This is a genomic window from Streptomyces sp. CBMA123, from assembly GCF_014596465.1.
Lineage (GTDB): Bacteria > Actinomycetota > Actinomycetes > Streptomycetales > Streptomycetaceae > Kitasatospora.
In genome coordinates, this window is the sequence record NZ_MECK01000294.1 from 1 (window position 1) to 6,192 (window position 6,192).

General features: G+C 73.4%; 5 protein-coding genes and 1 pseudogene. 1 reads left to right on the forward strand and 5 read right to left on the reverse strand.

The window, feature by feature from the left end; all coding sequences use genetic code 11:
- Nucleotides 1–622, forward strand: a pseudogene (locus BG452_RS27770) (hypothetical protein); the annotation flags it as partial.
- On the opposite strand, the gene rny reads toward BG452_RS27770, so the two are convergent.
- From rny to BG452_RS27795, 5 genes are all read right to left on the reverse strand, one after another.
- On the reverse strand, nucleotides 619–2,088 hold the full coding sequence (rny, locus tag BG452_RS27775) for a ribonuclease Y (RefSeq protein WP_223242822.1): 1,470 nt from the start codon (nucleotides 2,086–2,088) through the stop codon (nucleotides 619–621). The pseudogene BG452_RS27770 and the gene rny sit on opposite strands and share 4 nt — an antisense overlap.
- Nucleotides 2,089–2,227: 139 nt before the next feature.
- Entirely contained in the window at nucleotides 2,228–3,106 is an 879-nt protein-coding gene (locus BG452_RS27780; RefSeq protein WP_223242823.1) for a regulatory protein RecX, read from the reverse strand.
- Between the two features lie 7 nt (nucleotides 3,107–3,113).
- Nucleotides 3,114–4,232, reverse strand: coding sequence for a recombinase RecA (gene recA, locus BG452_RS27785; RefSeq protein ID WP_188307098.1), 1,119 nt, complete (start codon nucleotides 4,230–4,232; stop codon nucleotides 3,114–3,116).
- 228 nt (nucleotides 4,233–4,460) lie between these two features.
- Nucleotides 4,461–5,684: an AI-2E family transporter gene (locus BG452_RS27790; RefSeq protein ID WP_411293034.1), complete on the reverse strand. Its 1,224-nt coding sequence runs from the start codon at nucleotides 5,682–5,684 to the stop codon at nucleotides 4,461–4,463.
- 37 nt (nucleotides 5,685–5,721) lie between these two features.
- Nucleotides 5,722–5,916 (reverse strand): DUF3046 domain-containing protein, encoded by a 195-nt coding sequence (locus BG452_RS27795; RefSeq protein ID WP_188307099.1) that lies wholly within the window; start codon nucleotides 5,914–5,916, stop codon nucleotides 5,722–5,724.
- Nucleotides 5,917–6,192: the final 276 nt, after the last annotated feature.

Here is a 6,192-nt window from a genome sequence, read left to right on the forward strand (position 1 = left end):
GCAGACCCGCCGCCCGCTGCTGGTCGGCGGCTTCCGCAAGCACGCCCCGCTGCTCGCCGACGGCCAGCTGGGCACCGGCCGCTTCGGCGGCGCGCCCGCCTACCCGGCGGCACCCTCCGGCGTCCCCGGCCGGGTGCCGGTCCAGCGCGGCGCCCGCGGCGCCACCTCGCTCAGCGAACTGCTGCCCGCCACCGCCCCCGGCGTGCTCGTCCCGGACCTGCCGGTGCTCACCGCCGACGGCACCCCGGACCACCTGCACGCCCGGCTCGGCGCCACCTTCCTGCTGCTGCTGGTCGCCCCCGGCACCGCCGTGTGGTCCGCCGAGCACTGGCTGAGCGCCGGACTCATGCCCCGGCTCGGCGAGGTCGCCGCCGCCCTGCCGGTACCGGCCGAGGTGCTGGTCACCGAGGAGTACCCGGGTGCCGGACCGCACACCGTGCTGCTGATCCGGCCGGACGGGCACCTGGTCGGCGTCACCCAGGGCGCCGCCGCGGAGGACCTCCTGGTCCTCGCCGACCGCGCCCGCGGCGGCCCCGCCCCGATCACCGGCCCGCCCGAGCCCGAACCCGAGGCGGCACCGGAACCCGAACCCCAGCAGGTGGACTCGGCCAGCCAGGCCTAGCCCGCCACCGCGGTGGCCCGGCTCTCCCGGACCACCGTCACCCGGATCTGGCCCGGGTAGGTCAGCTCCGCCGAGACCTGCCGGGCCACCTCGCGGGCGATCAGCTCCGCCCCGAGGTCGTCCACCGTGTCCGGCCGCACCATCACCCGCACCTCGCGCCCGGCCTGCATCGCGTACACCTCGGCGACCCCGGTGTGCGCGCGGGCGATCTCCTCCAGCCGCGCCAGCCGCCGCACGTACAGCTCCAGCGACTCCTTGCGCGCGCCCGGCCGCCCGCCCGAGCAGGCGTCCGCGGCCTGGGTCAGCACGGCCGTCACCGTACGGGGCTCCACCTCGCCGTGGTGCGCGGCGATCGCGTGCACCACCTCGGGGGACTCCCCGTGCCGCCGGGCGAAGTCCGCGCCGACCGCCGCGTGGCTGCCCTCGGCCTCGTGGGTGAGCGCCTTGCCGATGTCGTGCAGCAGCGCCGCCCGGCGCACCGGCTCCGGGTCCACCCCGAGCTCGGCGGCCATCATCCCGGCCAGGTGCGCGGACTCCAGCAGGTGCCCGAGCACGTTCTGCCCGTACGAGGCGCGGTAGCGCAAGGAGCCCAGGGTGCGGACCAGTTCGGGGTGCATCCCACCGATCCGGGCGTCCAGCAGGGCGTCCTCGCCGGCCCGTACGCAGCGCTGCTCGACCTCCGCCCGGCTGCGCCCGTGGACGTGCTCGATCCGGCTCGGCTGGATCCGGCCGTCCTCGACCAGCTGCTCCAGGGTGAGCCGGGCGGCCTCCCGGCGGACCGGGTCGAAGCAGGAGAGCTGCACCGAGGCGGGGGTGTCGTCGACGATCAGGTTGACGCCGGTGACGGCCTCGAAGGCGCGGATGTTGCGGCCCTCCCGACCGATGATCCGGCCCTTCATCTCCTCGCCCGGCAGCCGGAAGACGGTGACGGCGGTCTCCGCGGTCTGCTCTGAGGCCAGCCGCTGGATCGCCCCGGCCAGGATCTCCCGGGCCCGGCGCTCGCCCTCCTCCTTGGCCCCGCGCTCGATCTCCCGGACCGTGACGGCCGCCTCCCGACGGGCCGACTCCTCGGCCTCGCTCAGGAGTTGGGCGTGCGCCTGCTCGGCGGAGAGCCCGGCGGCGCGCTCCAGCGCCGCCGCCCGACGGACCGCCAACGCCTCGACCTCGCCCCGGGAGCGCGCCAACTCGGCCGATCGTTCTGCCAGTTCGTCCTCCTGTCGGCGCAGCCTGCGCAGCTCCTCGGCCAGGATCTCCTCGCGCCGGGCGAGTTCGGCCCGCTGCCGATCGGCCTGCTCCTCGGCCCATCGGCGGGCCTGCTCGGCCTCGGCCAGGGCCTGCCGCTGCGCGGTCCGCAGCCGCCGGACCGCCAGGACGGCGAGCACCGCGAGCACCGACAGGACGGCGACGGCCGACCCGAGGATCGGCAGCAGGGCGCCACCCGGACCGGTACCCGCCGAGATCCCCATGCGCCCCACTCCCAGTCCTTGCGCTGGGCGCCGTCCGGAAGCGGCCCCGCACTGAGTGCGAGGCTAGGTGGGGGTCACGAAAGGGTCAAGACTCGGCCTGGTTCAGACCAAGAAACACGCCGTACCGCCCCTCCCTCCCCTACTCCCACGCGGTTCCCGACGGTTCTCCGGTCGCCTCCTCATCCAGCGCGCCGCGCACCACCCGGAAGGCGAGACCCTCGGAGTAGCCGCGCCGGGCCAGCATGCCGACCAGCCGCCGGGTCCGGACCTGCGGATCCAGCCCCCGGGTGGACCGCAGCTTGCGCTCGACCAGCGCCCGGGCCGCATCCGTCTCATCGTCGTGATCGACCTGCATCAGGGCCTGCTCGACCAGCTCGGCGGCCACGCCCTTGGTCCGCAGCTCCTGCGCCAGCGCCCGCCGGGACAAGCCCCGAACGGCGTGCCGGGACTCCACCCAGGCCGCGGCGAAGGCCGCGTCGTCGATCAGCCCGACCTCTTCCAGTCGGCTGAGCACCCCCTCGGCGACGTCCTCCGGAATCTCCCGCTTGCGCAGGGCGTCGCCGAGCTGCTGACGGCTCTTGGCGGCGCCGGTGAGCAGCCGCAGGCAGATGTCCCGGGCGCGGCTCTCCGGATCCACGTCCTCCTCGGCCCGCTTCCGCGTTCCGGCGGCCGCCTCACCCGGCGGTCCCTCGCCGGAACGCCCACCCCGACGGCTGCGGCGCGGACGGTCGGGCTGGGCGGCCGCACCCCCGTGCCCGGCCGCCCCGGCCCCACCCGGATCCCAGCCCTCGGCCTCCGGCTCCCCGCCCACCAACGCCGAACGGCGCCGACGGCGCCCGGTGGGCAGCTCGGAGGCCGGGACCAGCCCCAGCGCCTCGATCGAGGCCCCCGCCACCTGCTCCCCCGCAGGCCCCGGCCCCGCCTCGGGCTCCTCCGCTACCGCGGCGAACCAGTCCGGCGGCCCGTAGTCGTCGTCCTCTGGGCCCGCCGGGCCGCCACCCACCATCTCGTACCGCATCAGCGACTCAGGCCTTGGCGGCCGCCGCCGTCTTCTTCGCCGCGGCCGTCTTGGCGGCGGTCGCGGCGATCGGCTTGGCGGCGCCGTCGGCACCAGCGGCCTCCGGCTCGCCCTCGGCCGGCTCCTCGACCTTGGGGCCGATGCCGAGCTTGCCCTTGATCTTCCGCTCGATCTCGTCGGCGAGCTGCGGGTTGTCCCGCAGGAAGTTACGGGCGTTCTCCTTGCCCTGGCCGAGCTGATCGCCCTCGTAGGTGTACCAGGCGCCGGACTTGCGGATGAAGCCGTGCTCGACGCCCATGTCGATCAGGCCGCCCTCGCGGCTGATGCCGATGCCGTAGAGGATGTCGAACTCGGCCTGCTTGAACGGCGCGGCGACCTTGTTCTTGACGACCTTGACGCGGGTGCGGTTGCCGACCGCCTCGGTGCCGTCCTTCAGGGTCTCGATCCGGCGGATGTCCAGGCGCACCGAGGCGTAGAACTTCAGCGCCCGGCCACCGGTCGTGGTCTCCGGCGAACCGAACATCACACCGATCTTCTCGCGCAGCTGGTTGATGAAGACCGCGGTGGTGTTCGACTGGTTCAGCGCACCGGCGATCTTGCGCAGCGCCTGGCTCATCAGACGGGCCTGCAGACCGACGTGCGAGTCGCCCATCTCACCCTCGATCTCGGCGCGCGGGACGAGGGCCGCGACCGAGTCGATGATCACCAGGTCGACCGCGCCGGAGCGGATCAGCATGTCGGTGATCTCCAGGGCCTGCTCACCGGTGTCCGGCTGGCTGACCAGCAGGGCGTCGGTGTCCACGCCGAGCTTCTTGGCGTACTCGGGGTCGAGCGCGTGCTCCGCGTCGACGAAGGCGACCGTGCCGCCGGCCCGCTGGGCGTTGGCGGCCAGGTGCAGGGTCAGGGTGGTCTTACCCGAGGACTCGGGACCGTAGATCTCGACCACTCGGCCACGCGGGATGCCGCCTACCCCGAGGGCGACGTCCAGGGCCGTCGACCCGGTGGAGATCACCTCGATCGGCTCGTTCGCCTTCTCGCCGAGGCGCATCACCGAGCCCTTGCCGAACTGTCGCTCGATCTGGGCGAGCGCGGCCTCGAGGGCCTTCTCCTTGTCCGTACCTGCCATGGCTTTTTCCCTCGGGTTCTGTGCTGTGCGCTTCATCGTCCTCGACGCTAGCGCGTCCCACTGACAAACGAGCCCCACCCGGCTCGCCCTGTGGAAAACTCCACGCCGGAGAGTACAAAAGAACATCTGTTCGATTCAAGCCTCGCAGGTCCCGAACACGCCGCGGGGCGGGTGGCGGGGGTCACTCCCCCACCACCCGCCCCGCCGTCCGTCACTCCCCGCCGACCGTCACTCCCCGTCGCCGCCGACCATCCGGCGCAGCCGCCGCGCCGCCTCCCGGCGCAGCTCCCGGCGGGCCCGCCGCTGCTCGCCCCGGTCGATCCGCGGGTCGGTGGCCACCTCGTACCGCCGCACGTACGTCCCGACGAAGCCCTGCAGCGTCGCCGCCGCCGGGATCGCGATCAGCGCGCCCACGGCCCCCAGCAGCGCCGCGCCCGCGATCACCGCGCCGAAGGCCACCGCCGGGTGCACGTCGACCGTCCTGGCGGTGATCCTCGGGTGCAGCACGTAGTTCTCGACCTGCTGGTAGACCACCGTGAAGATCAGCACCCACAACGCGTCCACCGGCTGCACGGTGAGCGCCACCAGCACCGGCAGCGCACCCGCCAGGTACGTCCCGATGGTCGGCACGAACTGCGACATGACGCCGACCCAGATCGCCAGCGCGGCCGAGTACGGCAGGTCGATCAGCGCGAACATCACCCAGTGCCCGGCCGCCGACACCACCGCCAGCACCGCCCGGGAGTACAGGTAACCGCCGGTCTTGGCCAGCGCGATCTCCCAGGCCCGCAGCACCTCGGCCTGCTTGGCGGGCGGCAGCAGCGAACACACCGTCCGGCGCACCCGCGGGCCCTCGGCGGTGAAGTAGAAGGTGAACAGCCCGACCGTGAAGGCCTGGAACAGCCCCCCGATCAGCGTGGACGACACGCCCCACACGTTGTCCGCGGCCTGCTGGGCGTAGCCCTCGAGCGTCCCGGAGTCCTTCAGCAGCCGCTTCTGCAGCTCACCCAGCGAAAGGTCCTGATGGAAGGTCCGGTTGACCCAGCCGATCAGATTGTCGACCAGGTGCGGCAGATCCCCGGCGATCTTCGCCACCTGATCCACCAACAGCGTGCCGAGCGCCGCCAGGAACCCCACCACCGCGACCCCGACCGCGACGAACACCAGGAAGGTGCCCACCCCCCGGCGCACCCCGCGCGCCGCCATCCGGTCCACCGCCGGCTCCAGCGCCAGCGAGAGGAAGAAGGCCACCAGCAGCATCACGAACAGATCGATCAACTGCCGGAAGGCCCAGTCCGCGAGCTGGAACACCCCCACCAACACCAGGAACAGCACCATCGCCCGGGGCAACCAGGGCGGCATCCCGCCCCACAACACCCCGCCACCCGTCCGCTCCCGCCCCACGACCCGCACCGCCTCGTCCGGGCCCTTCCGCTCTCCGCTCGTAGTCACCCGGACAGTCTGTCCCACCACCCCCCGCGGCAGACGCTCAGCGCAACTGCCCGGAGACCCCCTGGGTCTCGCAGACCACCCGCCAGACGTCCTTGGCCTCCCAACCCGCCTCCAACGCCTGGCGCACCGTCCGCCCACCCAGCTCACTCATCACATGGTCGGACGCGAAGGACTCCGCATACACCTCCCCGAAGTGCGCGTACATCCGTCGCCAGAACTCCGTCAGCCTCATACCCCCAGTATCCCGGACCCCCACACCACCACCCCGCTCCCGATCCCCACCCCACACCACCCACCCAGCGGGCGCGCAGGGCGAAAGCCCGCGCGCCCACAACACCCCCAAACCCCCACCCGCACCCACCCACCCCCCGCACCCCTCCACCCACCTCCCCCACCCACCCACCCCCTCCCCACCAGGCGAGAGGGACGCGCTGCGGAAGGGGGCGGCGCAGGGGGTGGCTGCGGAGAGGGGCGTGACGGGTGATTTTCAGACTGCCAACGGTCCCAA